The sequence below is a fragment of the Paraburkholderia sp. JPY465 genome (assembly GCF_050436725.1).
GTDB lineage: Bacteria > Pseudomonadota > Gammaproteobacteria > Burkholderiales > Burkholderiaceae > Paraburkholderia > Paraburkholderia youngii.
Genome location: NZ_JBNDMT010000003.1, coordinates 2,999,068 through 3,019,284 on the forward strand (window position 1 = coordinate 2,999,068; position 20,217 = coordinate 3,019,284).

Annotated in this window: 22 protein-coding genes and 1 tRNA gene; 19 read left to right on the top strand and 4 right to left on the bottom strand. The window is 62.4% G+C overall.

Annotation, left to right across the window (positions count from 1 at the left end; all coding sequences use genetic code 11):
• The first annotated feature begins 11 nt into the window (after positions 1-11).
• The 11 genes from kdsD (at position 12) to QFZ94_RS28465 (ending at position 9,451) form a co-directional block, all read left to right on the top strand.
• On the top strand, positions 12-995 hold the full coding sequence (gene kdsD, locus QFZ94_RS28415) for an arabinose 5-phosphate isomerase KdsD (RefSeq protein WP_368584431.1): 984 nt from the start codon (positions 12-14) through the stop codon (positions 993-995).
• The gene (locus tag QFZ94_RS28420; RefSeq protein WP_429460997.1) at positions 995-1,555 is read left to right on the top strand and encodes a KdsC family phosphatase; all 561 of its coding nucleotides are present in this window, start codon (positions 995-997) and stop codon (positions 1,553-1,555) included. The genes kdsD and QFZ94_RS28420 overlap by 1 nt, the downstream gene beginning before the upstream one ends.
• Complete coding sequence (lptC, locus tag QFZ94_RS28425) at positions 1,552-2,139, top strand: LPS export ABC transporter periplasmic protein LptC (RefSeq protein ID WP_429460999.1); 588 nt, start codon at positions 1,552-1,554, stop codon at positions 2,137-2,139. Before QFZ94_RS28420 ends, lptC begins: the two co-directional genes overlap by 4 nt.
• Positions 2,140-2,178: 39 nt before the next feature.
• The gene (lptA, locus tag QFZ94_RS28430; RefSeq protein ID WP_410848179.1) at positions 2,179-2,850 is read left to right on the top strand and encodes a lipopolysaccharide transport periplasmic protein LptA; all 672 of its coding nucleotides are present in this window, start codon (positions 2,179-2,181) and stop codon (positions 2,848-2,850) included.
• Positions 2,851-2,867: 17 nt separating this feature from the next.
• The gene (lptB, locus tag QFZ94_RS28435; protein WP_176110652.1) at positions 2,868-3,644 is read left to right on the top strand and encodes an LPS export ABC transporter ATP-binding protein; all 777 of its coding nucleotides are present in this window, start codon (positions 2,868-2,870) and stop codon (positions 3,642-3,644) included.
• Positions 3,645-3,832: 188 nt separating this feature from the next.
• Complete coding sequence (locus QFZ94_RS28440; RefSeq protein ID WP_368584512.1) at positions 3,833-5,350, top strand: RNA polymerase factor sigma-54; 1,518 nt, start codon at positions 3,833-3,835, stop codon at positions 5,348-5,350.
• A gap of 170 nt (positions 5,351-5,520) precedes the next feature.
• Positions 5,521-5,877, top strand: coding sequence for a ribosome hibernation-promoting factor, HPF/YfiA family (gene hpf, locus QFZ94_RS28445; protein ID WP_008921708.1), 357 nt, complete (start codon positions 5,521-5,523; stop codon positions 5,875-5,877).
• A gap of 341 nt (positions 5,878-6,218) precedes the next feature.
• On the top strand, positions 6,219-6,734 hold the full coding sequence (locus QFZ94_RS28450; RefSeq protein WP_013088326.1) for a PTS sugar transporter subunit IIA: 516 nt from the start codon (positions 6,219-6,221) through the stop codon (positions 6,732-6,734).
• An 80-nt stretch (positions 6,735-6,814) separates the two neighbouring features.
• Positions 6,815-7,783: an HPr(Ser) kinase/phosphatase gene (gene hprK, locus QFZ94_RS28455; RefSeq protein ID WP_008921706.1), complete on the top strand. Its 969-nt coding sequence runs from the start codon at positions 6,815-6,817 to the stop codon at positions 7,781-7,783.
• Between the two features lie 99 nt (positions 7,784-7,882).
• Positions 7,883-8,776 carry an RNase adapter RapZ gene (gene rapZ / locus QFZ94_RS28460; protein WP_041734268.1) on the top strand — a complete coding sequence of 298 codons (894 nt, stop codon included), beginning with the start codon at positions 7,883-7,885 and terminating at the stop codon, positions 8,774-8,776.
• A 39-nt stretch (positions 8,777-8,815) separates the two neighbouring features.
• A complete protein-coding gene (locus QFZ94_RS28465; protein ID WP_013088324.1) occupies positions 8,816-9,451 on the top strand; it encodes an LON peptidase substrate-binding domain-containing protein in 636 nt (211 codons plus the stop codon).
• A gap of 21 nt (positions 9,452-9,472) precedes the next feature.
• Here QFZ94_RS28465 and mutY read toward each other — a convergent pair whose 3' ends face one another.
• Positions 9,473-10,606: an A/G-specific adenine glycosylase gene (mutY, locus tag QFZ94_RS28470; RefSeq protein WP_429461002.1), complete on the bottom strand. Its 1,134-nt coding sequence runs from the start codon at positions 10,604-10,606 to the stop codon at positions 9,473-9,475.
• Positions 10,607-10,613: 7 nt separating this feature from the next.
• Positions 10,614-11,444 carry a bifunctional DNA-formamidopyrimidine glycosylase/DNA-(apurinic or apyrimidinic site) lyase gene (gene mutM, locus QFZ94_RS28475; RefSeq protein WP_429461004.1) on the bottom strand — a complete coding sequence of 277 codons (831 nt, stop codon included), beginning with the start codon at positions 11,442-11,444 and terminating at the stop codon, positions 10,614-10,616.
• Between the two features lie 87 nt (positions 11,445-11,531).
• Here mutM and QFZ94_RS28480 point away from each other — a divergent pair, with 87 nt between their 5' ends.
• The 8 genes from QFZ94_RS28480 (at position 11,532) to hisC (ending at position 18,797) form a co-directional block, all read left to right on the top strand.
• Complete coding sequence (locus QFZ94_RS28480; protein WP_429461006.1) at positions 11,532-13,373, top strand: tetratricopeptide repeat protein; 1,842 nt, start codon at positions 11,532-11,534, stop codon at positions 13,371-13,373.
• Positions 13,373-14,005 carry a lipoprotein insertase outer membrane protein LolB gene (lolB, locus tag QFZ94_RS28485; protein ID WP_429461008.1) on the top strand — a complete coding sequence of 211 codons (633 nt, stop codon included), beginning with the start codon at positions 13,373-13,375 and terminating at the stop codon, positions 14,003-14,005. Before QFZ94_RS28480 ends, lolB begins: the two co-directional genes overlap by 1 nt.
• Before the next feature lie 89 nt (positions 14,006-14,094).
• Positions 14,095-14,976, top strand: a complete 882-nt coding sequence (ispE, locus tag QFZ94_RS28490) for a 4-(cytidine 5'-diphospho)-2-C-methyl-D-erythritol kinase (RefSeq protein ID WP_429461010.1) — start codon at positions 14,095-14,097, stop codon at positions 14,974-14,976.
• A 52-nt stretch (positions 14,977-15,028) separates the two neighbouring features.
• Positions 15,029-15,105, top strand: a tRNA-Gln gene (locus QFZ94_RS28495).
• A gap of 76 nt (positions 15,106-15,181) precedes the next feature.
• Positions 15,182-16,138, top strand: a complete 957-nt coding sequence (locus QFZ94_RS28500) for a ribose-phosphate pyrophosphokinase (RefSeq protein WP_008921698.1) — start codon at positions 15,182-15,184, stop codon at positions 16,136-16,138.
• Positions 16,139-16,301: 163 nt separating this feature from the next.
• Complete coding sequence (locus QFZ94_RS28505) at positions 16,302-16,919, top strand: 50S ribosomal protein L25/general stress protein Ctc (protein ID WP_013088318.1); 618 nt, start codon at positions 16,302-16,304, stop codon at positions 16,917-16,919.
• 148 nt (positions 16,920-17,067) lie between these two features.
• Positions 17,068-17,673 (top strand): aminoacyl-tRNA hydrolase, encoded by a 606-nt coding sequence (gene pth / locus QFZ94_RS28510; protein WP_429461011.1) that lies wholly within the window; start codon positions 17,068-17,070, stop codon positions 17,671-17,673.
• 44 nt (positions 17,674-17,717) lie between these two features.
• Positions 17,718-18,797, top strand: a complete 1,080-nt coding sequence (gene hisC, locus QFZ94_RS28515; RefSeq protein ID WP_429461013.1) for a histidinol-phosphate transaminase — start codon at positions 17,718-17,720, stop codon at positions 18,795-18,797.
• A gap of 75 nt (positions 18,798-18,872) precedes the next feature.
• Here the strand turns inward: hisC and QFZ94_RS28520 are convergent, their stop codons facing one another.
• A complete protein-coding gene (locus tag QFZ94_RS28520) occupies positions 18,873-19,130 on the bottom strand; it encodes a YfhL family 4Fe-4S dicluster ferredoxin (protein WP_090802933.1) in 258 nt (85 codons plus the stop codon).
• The gene (locus QFZ94_RS28525) at positions 19,121-19,804 is read right to left on the bottom strand and encodes a hypothetical protein (RefSeq protein WP_429461015.1); all 684 of its coding nucleotides are present in this window, start codon (positions 19,802-19,804) and stop codon (positions 19,121-19,123) included. The genes QFZ94_RS28520 and QFZ94_RS28525 overlap by 10 nt, the downstream gene beginning before the upstream one ends.
• Positions 19,805-20,217: the final 413 nt, after the last annotated feature.

Genomic DNA, 20,217 nt, shown 5'->3' on the forward strand with positions numbered 1-20,217 from the left:
ATACTCCGCGCATGATAGCGAAAATCAATGGCGACAGGGCACTCACGCTTGCTCGCGACGTACTCGACATCGAAGCGGACGCCGTGCGCGCGCTTCGCGACCAGCTCGACGGCAGTTTTGTCGGCGCGGTCGATTTCATCCTGGGCTGCCGTGGACGCGTGGTCGTCTCCGGCATCGGCAAATCAGGCCACATAGCCCGCAAGCTGGCGGCCACGCTGGCAAGCACCGGCACACCCGCGTTCTTCGTGCATCCGGCGGAAGCGAGCCACGGCGACCTCGGCATGGTCACCGCCGACGACGTGTTCCTCGCGCTCTCCAATTCTGGCGAAACCGAAGAGCTGATGGCAATCCTGCCGCTCATCAAGCGGATCGGCGCGAAGCTGATCGCGATGACGGGCCGCCCGGGCTCCAGCCTCGCGCAACTCGCGGACGTGCATCTGAATTCCGGCGTCGCGAAGGAAGCCTGTCCGATGAATCTCGCACCCACCGCCAGCACCACCGCCGCGCTCGCGCTCGGCGACGCGCTGGCAGTCGCGGTGCTCGACGCGCGCGGCTTCGGCCGTGACGACTTCGCGCGCTCGCATCCGGGCGGCGCGCTCGGCCGACGCCTGCTTACCTATGTGCGCGACGTCATGCGCACCGGCGACCAGTTGCCGCAGGTCACACCCGAGGCGACCGTCAGCGATGCCCTCTTCCAGCTGACCGCGAAACGCATGGGCATGACCTCGGTTGTTGACCAGGAAGGCCGTGTGACGGGCATCTTCACGGATGGCGACCTGCGCCGCGTGCTCGAACGCGACGGCGATTTTCGCCAGTTGCCGATCGGTTCGGTGATGACCGCGGGCCCGCGCACGATCGGGCCGGATCAACTCGCGGTCGAAGCCGTGGAACTGATGGAGCGCTATCGCATCAATCAGATGCTGGTCGTCGACGAATCGGGCAAGCTAATCGGCGCGCTCAACATGCACGACCTGTTTTCGAAGAAGGTGATCTGATGGCAGTTGCTCCCCCTACCGCTACCGAACGCGCAAGCCGTGTGAAGCTGATGATTTTCGACGTCGACGGCGTACTGACCGACGGCGGCCTGCTGTTCACGGCGGAAGGCGACACGATGAAAGGCTTCAACTCGATGGACGGCCACGGCATGAAGCTGCTGCGCCAGGCCGGCATCGAAACGGCCATCATCACCGGGCGCCAGTCCGGCATCGTGGCGGCGCGGGTGAAAGAATTGAACATCACGCACGTCTACCAGGGGGTGCAGGACAAGCCGCAGGCGTTCGCCGACCTGCTGCGGCAAACCGGCCTCACCGCCGAGGAATGCGGTTACATGGGCGACGACTGGGTCGATCTCGCGGTAATGCTGCGCGTCGGCTTCGCGGCTGCGCCGGCCAATTCGCATCCCGAAGTGATCGCGCGTGCGCATTGGGTCAGCGAGGCGCGCGGCGGCCACGGCGCGGCACGCGAAGTGGTCGACACGCTGCTGCGCGCGCAGCAGAAATATGAAGCACTGCTTGCGGCGGCGTGCAGCGGCGAGCAACGGGGCCTCGTGGGATGAACCAGTTTCGCCTGACTTCGCTGATCCCGCTCATCGCGATGGCGGCGCTCGCCGGCATCACGTGGTGGCTGCTGCAAGCCACGTTGCCGCGCAAGACCGACAACGTGGCGCGCCCGAAAGAGCACACGCCGGACTACTTCGCGGACAACTTCTCGGTGTCCGAGCTCGACCAGTCGGGCGCGACGCAGTACCGGCTGACCGCGCAGTCGCTGATCCATTACGAGGACGACGAAATGAGCGACCTCGTCAAGCCGGCGATGCGCGCGTTCCAGCCCGGCAAGCCGATCGTGACCGCGACCGGCGATACCGGCACGGTCAACGCGGATGCGTCGATCGTCAATCTGTACCAGAACGCCCGCATCCTGCGCGCGCCCGGCGGCGGCGATCCGCAGATGCAGGCCGACTCCGAGCATTTCAGGGTCCTCGTCAACGACGATGTGATCGAGACTGAAAAGCCAGTTAAACTTCAGCGCGGCATGTCGGTGATGACTGCCAGTGGCATGAAATACAACAATGTCACCCGGTTTATGCAATTGTTCGGCAATGTAAGAGGCGCAATCGCCGCGTCCGATTCCGGCCACTAAGCCAACGCATACCGGGTAATCCATTCTAGGCGTGACTGCATGAACGAATCGCTCCCCCGTTTTGATACCGGCCGTTCCCGCGCGCTTTGCGCGTGCCGCGCCGCACTTGCTGCGCTCGTCGTCGCGCTGCCGCTCGTCGGCTTCGCGCCGCTCGCGCACGCGGACCGCGCCGACAAGGACAAGCCGCTGAACATCGAAGCTGACAACATGACTTACGACGACCTGCGGCAGGTCAGCATCTTTACCGGCCACGTGGTGGCGACCAAAGGAACGATCCTGATCAAGGCCGATCGCGTCGAAGTGTCGCAAGACCCGCAGGGCTACCAGTTCGCGACCGGCACCTCGAGCGGCAACAATCTGTCGTATTTCCGCCAGAAGCGCGAAGGGCTCGACGAATACATCGAGGGTACGGCCATCCGCATCGACTACGACGGCAAGCAGGACCTGACCACGCTGACCACCAACGCGACGGTGCGCCGCCTGCAGAGCATGACGACGCTGCTCGACCAGGTGCACGGCAGCGTGATCACCTACGACGGCCAGAACGACTTTTACACCGCCAAGGCGGGCAAGGACGTCGCCGGTCCGGGCAACCCGACCGGCCGCGTGCGCGCGATGCTGTCGCCGCGCAACGCCGGCGCCGCGCCGCTGACCGGCGCGTCGGCCACGCTCACGCCGTCCAATTCGATCCAGGGAGCGCCGAACCAGTGAGCACCGTCAGCAGCACAATCACGCCGCTCCCCCATCGCAAGCCGGCCGGCACCAGCAGTTCGCTGGTCGTGCGCAATCTGAAAAAGCGCTATGGCTCGCGCACGGTCGTCAAGGACGTGTCGCTCGACGTGAAGAGCGGCGAAGTGGTCGGCCTGCTCGGCCCGAACGGTGCCGGCAAGACCACGTCGTTCTACATGATCGTCGGACTCGTGCCGCTCGACGCCGGCGAAATCGATCTGGACGGCAAGTCGATCAGCCTGCTGCCCATTCACAAGCGCGCGTCGCTCGGCCTGTCGTATCTGCCACAGGAAGCGTCGGTGTTCCGCAAGTTGACCGTCGAGCAGAATATCCGCGCGGTGCTGGAATTGCAGCACGACGAAAATGGCAAGCGTCTCGGCAAAGACGCGATCACGTCGCGCACCGAAGCGCTGCTCGACGAGCTTCAGATCGCGCATCTGCGCGAAAATCCGGCGCTGTCGCTGTCCGGCGGCGAGCGTCGTCGGGTTGAAATTGCGCGCGCGCTGGCAACCAATCCGAGCTTCATTCTGCTCGACGAACCGTTCGCCGGCGTCGACCCGATCGCCGTGCTGGAAATCCAGAAAATCGTCAAGTTCTTGAAGCAGCGCAATATCGGCGTCCTGATTACCGACCACAACGTGCGCGAAACGCTCGGCATCTGCGATCACGCGTACATCATCAGCGACGGCAGCGTGCTAGCCGCCGGCGCGCCCAGCGACATCATCGAAAACGAAAGCGTGCGGCGCGTCTATCTGGGCGAGCACTTCCGCATGTAAGCACACACGGCGTTCCCGGTCTCGCGGCTCGCGGGACCGGGAACGCCGTTTTTGCGGCACCCGCACATCCGTTTTCCGGCGGCGCAGGCTGGCGCCGCGCGGCGCGCCATTTCGGCGTACCCAAAAATTGCGTGTGCCGCAAGGTATCGCGGTCGTGGCAAACTCTCTACAATGAATCTCAACTTGCCATGAAAGCCAGCCTCCAACTCCGCCTATCGCAGCATCTTGCGCTGACGCCGCAACTGCAACAGTCCATCCGGCTGCTGCAGTTGTCGACGCTCGAATTGCAGCAGGAAGTCGCCATGGCGATCTCGCAGAATCCGCTCCTCGAAAACGAAGACGAGTGGATCGCGAGCCCGTTGCGGGTTGCGGCCGACGGTTCCGTGATTGCCCAGACGCCTGGCTCCTCGGCGCCAGCCGACCCGATGGCCGGCAACGGTTCGGCCTCCTCCGAGGGCAACGGCGAGCGCGCCGAAAGCGGCGAGCCGCAGGGTGTCGACGAATACAACGGTCTCTCGGGCGACGGCGGCGGCGATTCGTCGCAATGGAACCTCGACGACTACGGCCGCTCCGGCACCGCGTCGGATGACGACGACCTGCCCCCGCTGCAAATCCACGAATCGAGCACTTCGCTGCGCGACCACCTGATGGCGCAACTGCGCGTCACCCAGGCGAGCCCGCGAGACCGCGCGCTCATCACGTTCCTGATCGAATCGCTCGACGACGACGGCTATCTCGCCGCCACGCTCGAAGAAGTGCTGGCCGACCTGCCCGAAGAACTCGAGGTCGATGTCGACGAACTGAACGCCGCGCTTGCGCTGCTGCATAGCTTCGACCCGCCCGGCGTCGGCGCGCGCTCGGCATCCGAATGTCTGAAGCTGCAGTTGCTGCGGCTCGATCCATCGCCCACGCGCGCGCTCGCGCTAGACATTGTCGGCCATTACCTGGAACTGCTCGCCGCGCGCGATTTCACGCGGCTGCGCAAGCACCTAAAGGCCAGCGACGACGAGCTGCGTGACGCGCACATGCTCATCCGCTCGCTTGAACCATTTCCTGGCGCCGCCTACGGCAAGGCCGAAGCGGACTACGTGGTGCCCGACATCATGGTGCGGAAAACGGCACAGGGTTGGCAGGCGGAGCTGAATCCCGAGGTGGTGCCGAAGCTGCGCATCAACCATCTGTACGCGAATATTCTGCGCAACAACCGGGGCGATCCGGGCAGCGGATCGTTGCGCCAGCAACTCCAGGAAGCACGCTGGCTGATCAAAAACATCCAGCAGCGTTTCGAGACGATCCTGCGAGTTGCGCAGGCGATTGTCGAGCGTCAAAAGAGCTTTTTTGTGCACGGCGAAATCGCCATGCGCCCCTTGGTTTTGCGGGAAATAGCTGATACGCTGGGCCTACACGAGTCGACTGTCTCGCGTGTGACAACCGGTAAATACATGCTGACCCCTTTCGGAACGCTGGAATTCAAGTACTTTTTCGGCTCACACGTTTCGACGGACACCGGCGGCGCGGCCTCCTCCACGGCCATTCGCGCGCTGATCAAACAACTGATAGGAGCGGAAAACCCGAAATCGCCACTTTCAGACAGTCGCATAGCCGAACTGCTGGCGGAACAGGGCTTCGTGGTCGCACGTCGTACCGTTGCGAAATACCGTGAGGCGCTCAAAATCCCGGCAGTCAACCTGCGCAAGTCTCTGTAGCCCGCCGCGTTTTGCAGCGGGCATTTACCGGCCGCTCCGCACCTGGCGGACAGGCCGGCCGCTGCGACCTGCCAGATGTCCGTCACCGGGGGGCGACACAGGCAAGCCGTCAGATCGACCGGACCTTTGTCATTGTGCGGACCAAGCGGCCATTAGCTTGGAGAAGCACTATGAATCTCAAGATCAGTGGACACCACCTCGAAGTAACGCCTGCGTTGCGCGAATACGTGATCACCAAACTGGACAGGGTGCTAAGACATTTCGATCAGGTCATCGACGGCAGTGTGGTCCTCTCGGTCGACAACCATAAGGAAAAGGAGAAGCGCCAAAAGGTGGAAATCAACCTCCACCTGAAGGGCAAGGATATTTTCGTCGAGAGTTGTGACAGTGATTTGTACGCTGCAATCGATCTGATGATCGACAAGCTCGACAGACAGGTGATACGCCACAAGGATCGCCTGCAAGGCCATCAGCACGAAGCGATCAAGTATCAGCCGGCGCCGCAACTGGACGTGCCGCCGCAATAGGAGAAACTAGAGGGAATTGCTGATTTCTCTGGGACTCGTCAAGCCGCCCACAACCGGGCGGTTTTTCGTTTCAGCGCCCGGCTTGCGCACTGCGCCGGCGCCCCGTCGCCGCAGCCAGGCTCAACCATTCCCGCAGACGTTTGCGCAGCGCGACATATTCCGCACCGCAAGCGGTGAAAAACCTGATATGCATAGATGGCGCGCCGCACCATCGGCTGTCACCCTGTTCTATAATGTTCCGGTTACCATCGGGGTCAAGCCAGTTCTGATGAAGTACGGCCGGTCGAAATCTCACGCTTTCGCGATCGACTCCACCGTCCGTCTTCGCCAGCATCGAACGAATGGAACGTCACTCAACCGCCCCGTTGGGGAGAACTCAGGCCACGTTTTCGCCTGTCAACATGAATCGTTTAGCCAAATTTCTTCCCCTCGAGAACGTCGTCATCGGACTATCGGTCACCAGCAAGAAACGCGTGTTCGAGCAAGCGGGCCTGATCTTCGAGAACCAGAACGGCATCGCCCGCAGTACCGTCACAGACAATCTTTTTGCGCGAGAACGACTCGGCTCGACAGGGCTCGGCGAAGGCGTCGCGATTCCGCACGGGCGGATCAAGGGCCTCAAGCAACCGCTCGCCGCATTCGTCAGACTCGCGGAACCCATCCCCTTCGAAGCGCCGGACGGCCAGCCGGTCTCGCTGCTGATCTTCCTGCTCGTCCCCGAGCAGGCCACTCAACAGCACCTCGAAATTCTTTCCGAGATCGCGCAATTGCTGTCCGATCGCGACGCCCGCGAGCGGCTGCACACCGAAGAAGACCGCGAATCGTTGCATCGCCTGCTTACTCAGTGGCAACCTTGATGCAACGGCGGCGGTAGTAGATACGCGCGCACACACGCAGGTAAGGCCCGGCAAGCGGCTAACACTGGAGTCACTGACTCATGGATACGTCCAGCATCAACGCCCAGAGCATTTTCGACGACAACGCCGCCATGCTGAAACTCAGCTGGCTCACGGGGCATGAAGGCTGGGAGCGCGGCTTCTCTTCGGAATCGGTCGCCAATGCCACCTCGAGCGCCGACCTCGTCGGCCACCTGAACCTGATCCACCCGAACCGGATCCAGGTGCTCGGCGATGCGGAAATCGACTACTACAAACGTCAGACCGATGAAGACCGCTCGCGCCACATGGCCGAGCTGATTGCGCTCGAGCCACCGTTTCTCGTCGTCGCGGGCGGCGTCGCTGCGCCGCCTGAGCTTGTGCTGCGCTGCACGCGCTCGTCGACGCCGCTGTTCACGACTCCGACCTCGGCGGCCGCGGTGATCGACAGTCTGCGACTTTACATGTCGCGCATTCTCGCGCCGCGCGCGACGCTGCACGGCGTGTTTCTCGACATCCTCGGCATGGGTGTGCTGCTGACCGGCGACTCGGGTCTCGGCAAGAGCGAGCTCGGGCTCGAACTGATCAGCCGCGGCCACGGTCTCGTCGCCGACGACGCAGTCGACTTCGTGCGCCTCGGCCCGGACTTCGTCGAAGGACGCTGCCCGCCGCTGCTGCAGAACCTGCTGGAAGTGCGCGGCCTCGGACTGCTCGACATCAAGACGATCTTCGGCGAAACGGCGGTGCGCCGGAAAATGAAACTGAAGCTGATCGTGCAACTGGTGCGCCGCCCCGATGGCGAATTCCAGCGACTGCCGCTGGAAAGCCAGACCGTCGACGTGCTCGGCCTGCCGATCAGCAAGGTGACGATCCAGGTGGCCGCAGGCCGCAACCTCGCGGTTCTGGTTGAAGCGGCCGTGCGCAATACGATCCTGCAGTTGCGCGGTATCGACACGCTGCGCGATTTCATGGATCGGCAACGACTCGCCATGCAGGATCCCGATAGCCAGTTTCCCGGCAAGCTGATCTGAAGCCGATCACAGCGCCATGAAGCGCCCGGCGGAAGGCAGGACGCGGGCACGCGCATGGAGGCCAGATGCTATGATGAAATCTACGCTTTCGACGACTCCATGCGCATAATCCTGATCACCGGTATCTCCGGCTCCGGCAAATCGGTTGCCCTGAACGCGCTCGAAGACGCGGGTTATTACTGCGTCGACAATCTGCCGCCGCGTTTTCTGCAGCAACTCGCCACCTACCTCGCCGCTGACGGCCAGGACCGTCTCGCGGTCGCGATCGACGCGCGCTCCGGTTCGTCGCTCGACGAAATGCCCGCAATGATCCGCGACCTCAAGCGCTCGCATGACGTGCGCGTGCTGTTTCTGAGCGCGAGCACGCAGTCGCTGATTCAACGCTTTTCCGAAACGCGTCGCCGCCATCCGTTGTCCGGCTCGCCCGCGCACGACGCGGACGTCGGCCTGCTCACGTCGCTCGCCGAAGCGATCGAACGCGAGCGTGAACTGGTCGCGGGACTTGCCGAATTCGGCCATCAGATCGACACGAGCAATCTGCGCGCGAACGTGCTGCGCGCATGGGTCAAGCGCTTCATCGAACAGGAGGACGCAGGGCTCGTACTGATGTTCGAGTCGTTTGGCTTCAAGCGCGGCGTACCGCTCGACGCGGATTTCGTATTCGACGTACGCACGCTGCCGAACCCATACTACGATCATGAATTGAGGCCGCTCACCGGCCTCGACAAACCTGTAATGGACTTTCTCGATGCGCAGCCGGTCGTCCACGAGATGATCGACGACATCGAGAAGTATCTGTCCAAGTGGCTGCCGCATTTCCGCGACGACAATCGCAGTTATCTGACCGTCGCAATCGGTTGCACGGGCGGCCAGCACCGCTCGGTATTCATCGCGGAGACGCTCGCCGCGCGTCTCGCAACATCGGCGAATGTGATCGTGCGGCACCGCGATGCGCCGGTCGACGTCGGCGAATCATCGAAGCTGGTGGCTTAACCGGCCGCATCGCGCGGCCTTAACCCGAAGCGTTGCGCCATGTCCTCTACGCCTACTGTGTACGCCGATTTGCCGCTGTTTCCGCTGCATACGGTGCTATTTCCCGATGGCTTGCTGCCGCTAAAGATCTTCGAAGCGCGCTACCTCGACATGGCGCGTGACTGCCTGCGCGAAAAAACACCGTTCGGCGTGTGTATGCTGAAAAGCGGCGCCGAAGTCGCGCGTGAGGAAGAACCTTCGGTGCCCGAAACGATCGGCTGTCTCGCCGAAATCGACGAATGCGACGTCGAGGCTTTCGGCATGTTGCTAATTCGCGCACGCGGCACGAAGCGCTTTCGCCTGTTGTCGCATCGCGTCGAAGCGAGCGGTCTGCTGGTCGGCATGGCCGAGCCGCTCGCCGACGACCTGCCGCTCGAAGGCAATGAGCTATTGGCCAAATTCGGCGCGTGCGCGGAAGTGCTCGAGCGGATTATCGCGACGATCCGCGAACGCGATCCGGACAGCCTGCCGTTCGCGGAACCGTTCCGGCTGGACGATCCGTCGTGGGTGTCCAACCGTCTCGCGGAGGTTCTGCCAATCGCGTTGCGCGCGCGGCAAAAGCTGATGGAACTGACCGACGCCGGCGCGCGCATCGACGTCGTGCATCACTACATGCAGCAGCATCAATTGCTGTGAAATCCTGAAGTCGTCCTTCCGCTAGATCAACGAACCATGCAGACTGGCGAGCAGCTTGCGCACCGGCGCCGGCACGCCGAACGAATCCAGATCGCTGAGCGCAACCCAGGCGGTGTCCGCATCGTTGAGCGCGGCGAGAGCGCCGACACCGCGATCGAGCTCGGCAAGCCGCGGTTCGATGTCGAGCTTGAAATGCGTGAACACGTGCGAGAACGACGCAAGCGCCGACACTTCGCCATCGCTGCCGAACACGCGCGCCAGCTCGGCGAGCGTCGCTTCGTCGGCGGCTTCGGGCAGACTCCATAGACCGCCCCAGATGCCCGACGGCGGCCGTCGCTCGAGCATCACCGCATTGCCGTCGCGCAGCACCAGCATCCATGTGCGTCGCGTCGGCACCGCTTTTTTCGGGCGCGCGGTCGGCAATTCCCGCTGACGTCCGCTGACGTTGGCGACGCAGTCCGGCGCGAACGGACAGCGCGTACAGTCGGGTTTGCCGCGCGCACACAAGGTCGCGCCGAGATCCATCAAGCCCTGCGTGTAGGCGCTGACCTCCGCGTTCGACGCATTCGACGGCAATAGTGATTCCGCGAGCGTCCACATCGCGTTCTCGACTTTCTTCTCGCCCGGGAAACCTTCGACGCCGAACACCCGCGCGAGCACCCGCTTCACGTTGCCATCGAGAATCGTCGCGCGCGCGCCGAACGCGAACGACGCGATCGCCGCGGCCGTCGAGCGGCCAATGCCGGGCAACTCGGCGAGCTCGTCGACCGACGCGGGAAACGCGCCGCCATGCTGCTCGACGACGACCTGCGCGCAGCGATGCAGATTGCGCGCGCGCGTGTAGTAACCGAGGCCGGCCCACAGTGCCATCACGTCATCGGACGGCGCCGCGGCGAGCGCGGCGACATCTTGGAATCGCGCGAGAAATTTCGCGTAGTACGGTATTACCGTCGAGACCTGGGTCTGCTGCAGCATGATTTCGGACAGCCAGATCCGATACGGGTCACGCGTGTTCTGCCACGGGAGATCGTGGCGGCCATGCTGGCGCTGCCAGGCGATCAGACGCGCGGAAAAATCAGGCATCGGCGTGAAAGCGGACGTGGCGCCGGACGCGCTGGAGCGCGCGGCGGTCGTTGGAGTCAGGCGGGAAGGCATCGAGAATTTAACGCTGGCAAGTGGGACAGAAGTACGTGGAGCGTTGTCCCTGCACGATCTGTTTGATTGGCGTTCCACACACACGGCATGGCAGGCCCGCGCGATCATAGACGAAGTAGTCGAGCTGGAAATAGCCGCTTTCGCCGTTGCTGCCGACGAAATCGCGCAGCGTGCTGCCGCCCTTGTCGATCGCGGCGGCGAGTGTCACGCGCACGGCATCGGCCAGCAGTTCATAACGCACGAGCGACACGCGGCCCGCCGCGGTGGTCGGCCGGATGCCCGCGCGAAAGAGACTTTCCGACGCGTAGATATTGCCCACGCCCACCACGATGTCGCCCGCCAGCAGAGCCTGCTTCACCGACACCTTGCGCCCGCGCGTCAACCGATGCATCAGCGCGCCTGAAAACGCCGGCGAGAAAGGCTCGACGCCAAGGCTCGCGAGCAGCGGATGCTCGAGGATGTCGCCTTCCTCGCGCGGATGCCACAGCACCGCGCCGAAGCGGCGCGGATCACGATAGCGCAAGATGAAGTCGTCGAAGATCCAGTCCACATGATCGTGCTTCGCCGCGGCCGGCGGATGCGGCACATGACGCAGAACGCGCAACGTGCCCGTCATGCCGAGGTGCACGATGAACCACCCTGCGTCGATTTCGAACAGCAGATACTTGCCGCGTCGCTCGACTTTGCGCACCACATGGCCACGCAAGGTTTTCGCAAGGTCGGCCGGAATCGGCCAGCGCAGCGCAGCCGTCCGCACATCCACGCGCTCAACCTTGCGCCCGGACACATACGGTTCGATCCCTCGTCGGGTAACCTCGACTTCTGGCAACTCTGGCATGGCTGATTGGTCTGCTACTTGCGTGAGTGGTTGTGCGCGTATTGTAGCGAGCGCGTTACAATCGACTGAAACATTGAACGGATTTCCATGAACGTGTCCTTCGTGAAGCTGCTTTCAAAGCGCCGCGCGCGTGTGTCCAACGTGCCGCTCGCCGTGTCCGCGCGCCGGATCCTTGGTGCAGGTGCGCTCGCATTGTGGGCGCTGGCCGCCGTGCCCGCGCATGCGCAGGACCAGTCGCCAGATTCCGACGACACGTCGGTCACGATGCCGGACCCGCTGGGTCCGTCAACCCCGGAAGACGAAAAGTCGCTGCCCGGGGTGCCGCTGTCAAGCCAGATCGTCTTCCAGGTGCTGGCCGCCGAGATCGCGCTACAGCGCGATCAGCCGGCGCCGGCCTATCAGACCTACCTCGCGCTCGCGCGCGACACGCACGACCCGCGCATGGCGCAACGCGCCACCGAAATCGCGCTGGCCGCGCAGAGCCCGTCGGACGCGCTCGCCGCCGCGCAACTGTGGCAACAGTACGCGCCCGGTTCGGAACGCGCCGCGCAACTCGACGCGTCGCTGCTCGTGCTGTCCGGCAGGCCCGACGATGCGTCGCCGATCCTGTCGCAGGAACTCGCGAAGGTACCTGAGGAAAATCGCGGCAGCGCGATCCTCGCGCTGCAATTGCTGTTGTCGCGCGGCCCGAACCGCGTCGGTGGCCTGCACGTGTTGCAGGACCTGCTGAAGAACGATATGAAGCGGCCGGAAGCGCAACTGGCCGTCGCGCGCCAGCAGCTGCTGGCCGACGACGCGCCGGGTGCGCGAAAGTCGCTCGAGCAGGCGCTCACGATCAAGCCCGACTATCTGCCCGCAGCGTTGGTGCTGTCGCAAATGGGCCCGGAGGAGCGCAAGGAAGGCATCGCGTCGCTCGAAAAGTACGTGCAGCAGAATCCGAAATCGCATGACGCGCGGCTCGCGCTCGCGCAGATGTATCTCGCGAGCGACCGTCTCGACGACGCGCAGAAGCAGTTCGAGATCATGCGCAAGGCAAACGCCAACGACCTGACGCCGTTGATGGCGCTCGCACTGATCAAGATCCAGCAGAAGAATCTCCCCGACGCGCAGGCCTATTTGATCCAATACGCGCAGCAGGCCGAGAAGACGCCGGGCGCCGATGCGGGCCAGGCCTACATCTATCTCGCGCAGCTAGCGCTCGAACAGAAGAATGAGGCGGCCGCGAGCGACTGGCTGAACAAGATCTCGCCGGCGAGTCAGCAATATCTGGCCGCGCAGATCACGCGCGCCCAACTGCTCGCGAAGCAGGGCAAGACCGAAGAGGCGCGCCAGTTGCTCGCCAACTTGCAGACCTCGGATCCGCGTGACGTGGCGCTGATCGCACGCACCGATGCAGCGATCCTGTTCGACGCGAAGCGCTACCCGGAGGCCGAAGCGCGTCTGCAGCAAGCCACGGCGAACTTTCCCGACGACCCCGACCTCACCTACGACTACGCGATGGCCGCCGAAAAAACCGGCCATTACGACGTCATGGAAGCGCAGTTGCGCAAGCTGATCCAGACGCAGCCGGACAATCCGCAGGCATATAACGCGCTCGGCTATTCGCTCGCCGATCGCAACCAGCGCCTGCCGGAGGCAGACATGCTGGTCGAGAAGGCCTCGGCGCTTGCCCCGAACGATGCGTTCATCATGGACAGCGTCGGCTGGGTCAAGTACCGGATGGGTAACACGGCTGATGCGATCAAGCTGCTGCGCAAGGCATACAGCCTCCAGCCGAACGCAGAGATCGGCGCGCACCTCGGCGAAGTGCTGTGGAAAGCCGGCGAACAGGAACAGGCGCGCGCCGCGTTCCGCGAGGCGCGCAAGCTCGAACCCAACAACGAGACTCTCGTCAAAACGTTGCAACGTCTTCAGGTAAACGATCTTTGATGCGTCTTTCCCGTTTGATTTCTTTTTCCGTGGCGCCGCGCGGCATCGCGCTTGGTTGCGCGGCGGCAGCGGTTGTCGCATTGGCCGGCTGCGCGTCCGTAAAGCCGCAGGGGCCGTCCACATCGAACGCCGCGACCGAAGTCACCGCGCAGACGAGCCGCTCGTATCAGGGCCGCTTCGCGGTTCAGTACAACGATCAGAACGGCCAGCAGCGCAACGCCTACGGCAATTTCTCGTGGCAGGAAACCGGCGACACCGTCACGCTGCAATTGCGCAATCCGCTCGGCCAGACGCTGGCCATCGTGACCTCGTCGCCGGCTTCGGCGACGCTCGAGTTGCCGAACCGCCAGCCGCTCACCGCCGATAACGTGTCGACGCTGATGCAGAACGCGCTCGGCTTCGCGCTGCCGGTCGAAGGATTACGCTACTGGCTGCAGCCGTCGCCGGCGCCGACCTCGCGCGCGCAGACCGAGAAGGATCCGGATCAACCGTCGCGCCTGAAGCAGATCACCCAGGATGGCTGGACGATCGACTATGTCGCCTATGCCGATGCACCAGCCACCGGCGTGAAGCGCGTCAATCTGAGTCGCTCGGAGCCGCCGCTCGACATCAAGCTCGTGCTGGATCAGTGAGTCGTCGTTGCTGGGGCTTTTGTCCCGGCATCCGCTCACGTAACCTTGCTACCCGTTTGGCGCCACCGTGGCGCATGTAGCCTTCACTCATGATCGAAACAACCGATTCGCTGCGCGACTGTCTCGCGCCAGCGAAACTCAATCTCTTCCTGCACATCACCGGCCGTCGGCCGGATGGTTATCACACGCTGCAAACGGTCTTCCAGTTGCTCGACTGGGGTGACACGCTGCACTTCACACGACGCGATGACGGTCTCATCACGCGCCGCACCGAAATCGCCGACGTGCCGCCCGAGCATGACCTGACGGTACGGGCCGCGACGTTGCTGAAGTCGCATACGGGCTCTCACGAAGGTGTCGATATCGAAATCGACAAGCGCCTGCCGATGGGCGCGGGCCTCGGTGGCGGCAGTTCCGACGCGGCGACGACGCTGCTCGCGCTCAATCGTCTGTGGAAGCTCGATCTGCGGCGTCAGGAGTTGCAGGATCTTGCGTTGAAGCTCGGCGCGGACGTGCCCTTCTTTGTATTTGGAAAAAATGCGTTCGCAGAGGGTGTCGGAGAATCATTAGACGTTGTACAATTGCCGCCGCGTCACTTTCTGGTAGTGACGCCGAGGGTGCAGGTTCCAACTGCAGCGATTTTTTCCGAAAAAGCGTTGACAAGAGATACAAAGCCTCTCATAATTACGGACTTTCCTGCAGAACACAGCTGCAACACCGATTGGCCAGAAAGCTTCGGTCGGAATGACATGCAGCAGGTTGTAGTAGGAAAGTACGCGGAAGTAGCGCAAGTGTTGCGGTGGTTTGAGAACATCGCGCCAGCGCGGATGTCCGGGTCGGGTGCCAGTGTTTTTGCAGCGTTCCGTAGCAAAGCTGAAGCAGAAGCGGCGCAAGCCAAGCTGCCCGGCGAATGGAACAGTGCAGTAGCCGCGGGCTTGGATCAGCATCCACTCTTTGCTTTCGCGTCATAAGTTTTGCATCGTCGAACGAAACTCCACGTTCGGCGGAGCTCAAAGTCAGTGTAGGGGAGTCGCCAAGCTGGTTAAGGCACCGGATTTTGATTCCGGCATGCAAAGGTTCGAATCCTTTCTCCCCTGCCAAAAAATTCTCGTAGTTCGCTGTAGTTCGCCGCAGTAATTCACATTCTCCCGCCCCCCAGCCTGAAGTAGGTGCATGATGAGCAGCCATGACGGCCTGATGGTTTTTACTGGCAACGCAAATCCCGCGCTTGCACAGGAAGTCGTCAAAAACCTCGGTATCCCCCTCGGCAAAGCAATGGTTAGCCGTTTCTCGGACGGTGAAATCCAGGTCGAGATTCAGGAAAACGTGCGCGGCAAGGATGTCTTCGTCCTGCAATCCACGTGCGCGCCGACTAACGATAATCTGATGGAACTGATGATCATGGTCGATGCGCTCAAGCGCGCATCCGCTGGCCGGATCACCGCAGCCATCCCCTACTTCGGTTATGCCCGCCAGGATCGTCGTCCGCGTTCGGCGCGTGTCGCCATCTCGGCGAAGGTCGTGGCGAACATGCTGGAAATCGCCGGCGTCGAGCGGATCATCACGATGGATCTGCACGCCGACCAGATTCAAGGCTTCTTCGACATCCCGGTCGACAACATCTACGCAACGCCCGTGCTGCTTGGCGATCTGCGCAAGCAGAACTACGACAACCTGATGGTTGTTTCGCCGGACGTCGGCGGTGTGGTTCGCGCCCGTGCATTGGCGAAGCAACTCAATTGCGATCTCGCGATCATTGACAAGCGTCGTCCGAAGGCGAATGTCGCCGAAGTGATGAACATCATCGGTGAAGTCGAAGGCCGCACCTGCGTGATCATGGACGACATGGTCGACACCGCAGGCACGCTGTGTAAGGCCGCGCAGGTTCTGAAGGAACGCGGCGCGAAGCAGGTATTCGCTTACGCCACCCACCCGGTTCTGTCGGGCGGCGCGGGCGAGCGTATCGCCGCCTCCGCACTCGACGAACTCGTAGTCACGGACACGATCCCGCTCGGCGAAGAAGCCCGTTCGTGCGCGAAGATCCGTTCGCTGACGAGCGCCGGTTTGTTGGCCGAAACGTTCTCCCGCATCCGCCGCGGCGATTCGGTGATGTCGCTGTTCGCTGAAAGTTAAGCATTTGCGAAGACGCCGCGTACCGCTTCATGCGACACGCGGCGTTTTTGCACAATCGGCATGAACGGACGAAGGTTCTTGCCGCTGTCCCGGGCCTCAGCCATTACGGCTTCGAGGCCCTGTTTTTACTGCCTGGTCGCGGGCAGTGCATTGGAGATTCAACATGAAAGTAGTCGCTTTCGAGCGTTCCCAGCAAGGTACGGGTGCGAGCCGCCGCCTGCGTAACTCGGGCAAGACCCCGGGTATCGTTTATGGCGCTGGTGCTGACACGCAACTGATCGAACTCGATCACAACGCCCTGTGGCACGCGCTGAAGAAAGAAGTTTTCCACTCGTCGATCCTCGATCTGGAAGTGGCAGGCAAGTCGCAACAGGTTCTGCTGCGCGACGTGCAATACCACCCGTTCCGTCAGCTCGTGCTGCACGTGGACTTCCAGCGCGTCGACGCGTCGAAGAAGCTGCACACCAAGGTGCCGCTGCACTTCCTGAACCAGGAAACCAACCCGGCAGTGAAGCTGTCGAGCGCGGTGATCTCGCACGTCATCAACGAAATCGAAATCGAGTGCCTGCCGTCGGCACTGCCGGAATTCATCGAAGTCGACCTCGCGAAGATCGAAGCCGGTCAATCGGTTCACGCGAAGGACATCCCGCTGCCGGCAGGTGTGGCGCTCGTCGCCCACGTCGACGCGGAAAACCCGGTGGTCGCTGCTGCAACGATCCCGGCTGGCGCCATCGCTGAAGACGCTGCTGCTGCTGAAGGCGGCGAAACGCCGGCTGCTTAAGAGCCTTTCGGTTCGAAGCAAGCAATCCTCTCGATCCGTTTCCGATGAAACGGTCGATGTGACCCGCCGAGGTTCGCCCTGGCGGGTTTTTTTTCGGCCTTTTTAGTCCGGAGCGTTTCACTTCCGGACCTGGTGGACTCACGCAATCATGATCAAGCTGATCGTCGGGCTCGGCAATCCGGGCGCCGAATACACCGCGACGCGTCACAATGCCGGCTTCTGGCTGGTCGATCAACTCGCGCGCGAGGCTGGCACAACGCTGCACGACGAACGGCGCTTTCACGGCTTTTACGCGAAGGCGCGGTTGCATGGCGAGGAAGTGCATCTGCTCGAGCCGCAGACCTACATGAACCGTTCTGGTCAATCGGTCGTCGCGCTTGCGCAATTCTTCAAGATTCTTCCCGACGAGATACTCGTCGCGCACGACGAGCTCGACATGCCGCCCGGCAGCGTCAAGCTGAAGCTCGGCGGCGGCAGCGGCGGGCATAATGGCCTGAAGGACATCAGCGCGCATCTGTCGTCGCAGCAATACTGGCGGCTGCGGATTGGCATCGGCCATCCGCGCGACCTGATTCCCGACACCGCGCGCGCTGGCGCGAAGCCGGACGTCGCGAACTATGTGCTGAAGCCGCCGCGGCGAGAAGAGCAAGAGGTCATCGACGCGTCGATCGAGCGCGCGCTCGCGGTGATGCCGCAGATCATCAAAGGCGAGCTCGAACGCGCAATGATGCAACTGCATCGCAACAACAGCTGACGCGCGCCACATCCATCGAAACCCGCAACCGCGAGGAGAATCGCTTGAGCCGCTACTGGAGCGACATCGTTCACCGTCTGACGCCGTACGTGCCGGGCGAGCAGCCCGCGCTCGCGCATCCGGTGAAGCTGAACACCAATGAGAATCCGTATCCGCCGTCGCCGCGCGTGCTCGACGCGATCCGCCGCGAGCTTGGCGATACGGCCGACACACTGCGCCGCTATCCCGATCCGAGCGCACGCAAGCTGCGCGAAACGGTCGCCGCGTATCACGGTATCCGCGCCGACCAGGTATTCGCGGGCAACGGCTCGGACGAAGTGCTCGCGCTGACATTTCAGGCCTTGCTGAAGCACGACAAGCCGCTGCTGTTTCCCGATATCACGTACAGCTTCTATCCAACCTACGCGAAGCTGTTCGAAGTCGACTACCGCACCGTCCCGCTCGATGGGAACTTCGCGATCAACGTCGACGACTACGCGGTGCCCAATGGCGCCATCCTGTTTCCGAATCCGAACGCGCCGACCGGCCGGCCGCTGCCGCTGGCGGAAATCGAACGCCTCGTCGCGAGTCATCCTGATTCGGTCGTGGTGATCGACGAAGCCTATGTCGACTTCGGCGCCGAGTCGGCGATTGCGCTGATCGACCGCTATCCGAATCTGCTCGTCGTGCAGACCGTGTCGAAGTCACGTTCGCTCGCCGGCATGCGCGTCGGCTTTGCGTTCGGCGATGCGGCGCTGATCGATGCGCTCAATCGCGTGAAGGACAGCTTCAATTCGTACCCGCTCGATCGCCTCGCGCAAGCCGCCGCCACCGCCGCGTACGAAGACGACGCGTGGTTTCGCGAATGCTGCGCGAAGGTGATCGCGAGCCGTGAACGGCTCGCGGCGGAATTGACCGCGCTCGGCTTCGAGGTGGTGCCGTCGGCCGCGAATCTGCTGTTTGCGCGGCATCAAGGGTACGACGCAGCGACGCTCGCGTCGCGGCTGCGGGAAAAGGAAATTTTCGTGCGGCACTTCAACGCACCGCGGATTGACCAGCATCTGCGGATCTCGGTCGGCACCGATGCCGAATGCGATATCCTGCTCGACGCGTTGCGGGGTATATTCAGCGCTTACATCGGATAACCGAAACGCGGCCGCAAAAAAACGGCGAAGACCCGCAGGCCTTCGCCGTTTTCTTTTGCGCGTCACCCGCGCACGTCAGGTGCCCTTGGCGGCCTGCAACGCGTGATATTTCGCCATCAAACCTTCGGGCGTTTCCAGGTGATTAGGGTCACGCGGGATGCACTCGACCGGGCACACCTGGATGCACTGTGGCTCGTCGAAATGACCGACGCACTCGGTGCACTTCTTCGGATCGATCACATAGATTTCCGGACCCATCGAAATCGCGTCGTTCGGGCACTCGGGCTCGCAGACGTCGCAATTGATGCACTCGTCGGTAATCATCAGGGCCATGCTGCCACCAACTTTGCTAGATAAAACAACACATTATAGCTTTTTCGCCTCCGCACGGTCGTGCAATCCCGCGCCAGCATCATGGGCGACTGTGCTGCCTGGCTAGGTCGATTTGGTTGCCAACTGGAATTGCCGGGCTGTTTCGGCAACAAGGCCAGCAGCCACTTCATCACATAGAGCATGATCAGCGCGCCGGTCAGATCGCCCACGAACATCGTGAAGAAGCTCTCGAACCAGTTCTTCGTCGTACCGGTCAGCGCGAACCACAGGTGATGAAACAGCGGATTTGCCACCGAATAGGCGACAGCCAGAACGAGAAGCCGCTTCGGCGTCAGGTTCGTCAGCGATGCGCGCAGATCGTAATACTCGAGCGCAAATCGGTACACCAGATACGGCGCCAAAGATCCAAGCAACGCGCCTGCTGTTGCACGCACCGGGTCATGCGGAAACCAGTAGAGAAAGTCGGTAATCAGTCCGGCAAGCAGCAGGCCAATCGCACCATCGAATCCAAGCAGCAGTGTGCTGAGAAGCCGAACACCAGACGGCAGGTAAACCCAGTTGACTCCTCGCACGAAAGACGTGTGCGCGAACAGTTCCTGATTGATCCACAGCGACACCAGGAACGCGATCACAGTCCCAACGATCGACCAAAAATGCAAACGTAAGCTAGACATTGCGGTGAGCCATCCTCGGTTGCTTTTGCCGAAGGCATCATAGCGTGCATATATGGCATTTCGCGAGGACAGGCAGCAGGCTTTAGGTCAGCGTCATCGCGACGCTCACGGAAAAATTTCGCGGAGCCCTTAAGTTCGGAGCGATGCGACCGAAAACCCATGTATAGCTTTATGCCGGGCTCGACAAGAGTGTAGAGTCACGTCCATATCGATATGTTTTTTATAGCAATGAACCTGAGAGAGCAGACTGGAACGGAAAGCGCTAGCCGGTCGAACCGGTGGGCATCTGCACGCCGCCCCGTGGGCCGCGCGCCTGCTCCATGGCTCGCGCGCTATTCGGTCTTTCAGGACGCGTTGCTCGGCAGCGAAACAACGTTGGGGGCGCTTCCTCACTTCGTCAGGCGCGCCGCATT